The 3,858-nt window shown below is 48.1% G+C and carries 2 protein-coding genes and 1 rRNA gene; 1 reads left to right on the top strand and 2 read right to left on the bottom strand.

Annotated elements, in window-relative coordinates:
• Positions 1–99: 99 nt before the first annotated feature.
• Positions 100–354 carry an MliC family protein gene (locus tag GMA8713_RS25190; RefSeq protein ID WP_232314576.1) on the bottom strand — a complete coding sequence of 85 codons (255 nt, stop codon included), beginning with the start codon at positions 352–354 and terminating at the stop codon, positions 100–102.
• A gap of 416 nt (positions 355–770) precedes the next feature.
• Between GMA8713_RS25190 and GMA8713_RS25185 the strand changes: the two genes are divergently transcribed.
• Positions 771–3,344 carry a beta-N-acetylhexosaminidase gene (locus GMA8713_RS25185; protein WP_084387840.1) on the top strand — a complete coding sequence of 858 codons (2,574 nt, stop codon included), beginning with the start codon at positions 771–773 and terminating at the stop codon, positions 3,342–3,344.
• 389 nt (positions 3,345–3,733) lie between these two features.
• Here the strand turns inward: GMA8713_RS25185 and rrf are convergent.
• Positions 3,734–3,849, bottom strand: a 5S ribosomal RNA gene (gene rrf / locus GMA8713_RS25180).
• Between the last annotated feature and the right edge of the window lie 9 nt (positions 3,850–3,858).

Raw genomic sequence — 3,858 nt, 5'->3', positions numbered from 1 at the left:
CACCTTCGCTTTAAATTCGGGTGAGTGGTTTCTACGTTTTCTTGTCATCATCTGCTCCAGTCTTTCTGGGGACTATCAAAACAGATCAATCACTTAAAGTCATGTCCGAAAATTGGGGGCCACTTCTGTATATAGCCCCACAGAGCCATCTTCCAGTTCATATTGCGCGCCGGAAGCAGATCGAATTCGGGGAAGTTCATACTCAGCATCATTGACATGAATCAACGCGTAGTCTGACATCACCATAGCACCGAACATCTGGCCATCCTCACACGCATATTGGTGAGGCAATGGGGAAGCACAAGCGGCCAGCAGAGAGGCCGCCATCGTAACGCCAAGTAATCTCTTCATCATTCTTCTCCGTCACTGCGTTCTCATATAGCCAAACAACCTGAAGATGCAGAATTCAGCGAGTTTGGGTATACATCTCATCATGAATGCAAAAATTAATATAAAAACCTAGTCACAACATTTCATTCTAGTTTGATCCAAGGCGAACCTTTGCTTCAAAACAAGATATTGAAAATATGAAATTTGAATAAATTAGCAGGGGAAAATAAAGAGCGCATATTGATCGATATGTATAGCCATTTTTCTGTACATTGTGCGGTCAACGAAAACATTCTATTGAAATGCCCCCTATTTCAGCGTCAATCGATGACCGAATTTGCAAAAGGAAAAGTCTTCCCTCGCAACTAATTACCCTGCCTTTTTTCATCGTTATGCTCTTCTATGATTTATTTCGCTTTAGAAATTAAAGGAGCAAACTGATGTTAAAACACGCTTTATTGGCAGCCGCTATATCTGGAGCATTGGCGGCACCGAGTTATGCAGTCTCTTCACAGGAGTTAACTCAGTTGGGCCAAGGTCTTGACCTGACTTACTCAGTCATCGATAACCAGCAAGATGAGTGGCGTACGTTCAAAGGTGTCATTTCTCTCACCAATGACAGTGCAACGGCGCTGCCATCGTCAGGATGGGCTATTTACTTCAGCCACATCCGCATGATCAAACCTTTAGCAACAGATACGCTTAAGGTTTCTCACGTTAACGGTGATATCTTCAAGATCGAACCTACTACTTCTTTTTCTCCCCTCAAACCGGGACAGTCGCTTGATATCGAATTCTTATCCGAATTCTGGCAAGTCGCGAAAACCGACGTTATGCCAAACTGGTATCTAGTTTCCGACAATGGTGATACCGCTCTGATTGCCAGCACAAGCAACACCATCAATGGTGAAGTACCGACTAAGCCAGGTGAAGAGCTACCTTTTGTGTCTGATTTTGACACTGAGCTACAGTGGAAGCGCTATGGCGGCAGCATCACCGATTTCTACGACCCGTTCACGGCTGCCGATCGTTACGCGAAAAACAGCGATCTCAGCAAGATTGCTGACGCAAAGGGGGTTATCCCTACACCTGCTTCAATTAGCTTCGGGGAAGGTGAGCTCACTATCGATCCATCTTGGGTAGTGGTTTACGACAATGGTTACCAAACCCAGGCAGAGTTTATCGCTAAGCAGTTTGGCTTAACCGCAGCGCCTTGGTCTCCTAACCAATCCAAAGTGATTCATGTTGGTTGGGGCCAAGTCACCATTGATGGTAAAGCCAAATGGGAAGAAGCTTACGAGTTGAGTGTATCCTCAGCAGAAGAAAAGATTGAGATCAACGCAGTTGACGCCGCAGGAGCGTTGTATGCTGCACAATCACTCATTCAATTAACAGACAACAGCACAGTGCCTGAAGCTTCGATCGCCGATGCCCCGCGCTTTGCTTACCGTGGACTTTCCATTGATGCAGCACGTAACTTCCGCAGCAAAGAATCTGTACTGGAATTACTCGACCAGATGGCTGCGGTAAAACTGAATAAACTTCACCTTCGCCTGAGTGACGATGAAGCATGGCGTATTGAAATCCCAGAGCTGCCAGAACTCGCTGATGTTGGCTCAAAGCGTTGTCATGACCTCACTGAAACCACGTGTGTACTGCCATTCCTTGGCGCTGGCCCTGATGGCACAGCCGAATCCAATGGCTTCTACACTCAGACTGACTACAAGGAAATCCTGGCCGCAGCTAAAGCGCTAAGCATTGAGGTAATCCCTGAAGTTGATATGCCGGGCCACGCGCACGCTGCTATCAAAGCGATGGACGCGCGCTTTGAGAAATTTGCCGCGCTAGGTGATTTGGTTAAAGCCAATGAGTTCCGCCTGAGCGATCCTGACGACACCACAGAATACCTGTCAGTACAGATGTTCACCGATAACGCCATGAACGTTTGTATGGAATCAACCTACAACTTCGTTGATACCGTTGTTGGTTCATTGGTTGCCCTTCATCAGGATATTCAGCCACTCAAAACCTTCCACTTCGGTGGTGATGAAATCGCTGGTGCATGGAAAGACTCTCCTGTTTGTCAGGCATTCCTTGCAAATAACAGCCATGGCATCTCTACCATTGACGAGCTAAGCCAATACTTCGTTGAACGTATCTCTGCCATTACGGCTAGCCATAACCTTGATTTGGGTGGTTGGGAAGATGGCCTGATGCACAACAACAAAGTTTACCCACGTGGTGAAATGGTGAACGCGCAGGTGACTGGTAATGCATGGCAGAACATCTGGGAATGGGGCGTTGCAGACCGCGCTTACAACCTTGCCAACAATGGCTATGGCGTGATTTATAACCAAGCAACTCACTTCTACTTCGACCACCCGTATGAGCCAGATCCAGAAGAGCGCGGTTATTATTGGGCTCCACGTTTCACTGACACCCGCAAGTCATTCGGCTTTATGCCAGATGACTTGTACGCGAACGCTGACTTTACCCGTGCTGGCGCGCCAATCACTAAAGAAGAAGTGCTCAACGCAGCTGGAGTGAAAACACTTGAGCGTCCAGAAAACGTTCTGGGTCTTCAGGGCTCTATCTGGAGTGAAACTATCCGTACAGAAGCACAGTTCGAAGGCATGACCTTCCCTCGCGCAATCGCGTTGGCAGAGCGTGCTTGGCATTCGGCGTCATGGGAAGCTCACGATGCAGACGGCAAGTTGGTTGATGAGGCGGCACGTAATGCTGGCTACAATCAGTTCGCAAACCTTGTTGCGAAAAACATCATGCCTAGTCTGGAAGAAGGTGGTATCGCCTTTAACCTGCCAGTACCTGGCGGCATCATCGAAGCTGGCGTATTGAAAGCGAACAGTGCTTTCCCTGGCCTTGCGATTGAATACTCCATTGACAATGGTCAAAGCTGGCAAACCTACGATGCGAATCAAGCGCCTGCAGTGACTAGCGCACTTATCCGCACCGTATCAGGAGATCGCTCAAGCCGAGTTGCTGAAGTAAACTAGTTCTTCATTTAGCTTTATACGTCAAAAGGCCATCCTTACGGATGGCCTTTTTGTTGAGTGTTGAACAACTGTTGTGTCAGTAGCCATCATGAATTTGGAAAGTGGCAGATGCAAAAAAGCCCTGACCGTCAGGTCAGGGCTTCTTCTGCTTTTTATCTTCACTTTTTCAAAAAGTGAAAGAAAATTAGAAGCCTGGCGATATCCTACTCTCACATGGGGGTGGAGAAAGCACGTTTTAAGGCGCATGCGCCGGGTGTTTTCGGAACGAGAGCAGCTATGCTGCGAACTGGACTAACCCGCGAATACGGCGGGCGACTGCGGGGTGGACACCATCTTGCATACAGGCGAAGAGGCCATCCTTTCGGATGGCCTTTTCGACGGTATTTAAAGCCTGGCGATGTCCTACTCTCACATGGGGAGACCCCACACTACCATCGGCGCTGTTACGTTTCACTACTGAGTTCGGCATGGAATCAGGTGGGTCCATAACGCTATGGTCGCCAAGCAAATTCTG

The sequence above is a fragment of the Grimontia marina genome, from assembly GCF_900060185.1.
GTDB lineage: Bacteria > Pseudomonadota > Gammaproteobacteria > Enterobacterales > Vibrionaceae > Enterovibrio > Enterovibrio marinus.
The sequence above is the reverse complement of the archived record's forward strand: the minus strand, read 5'-3'. Positions and strand labels throughout refer to the sequence as shown.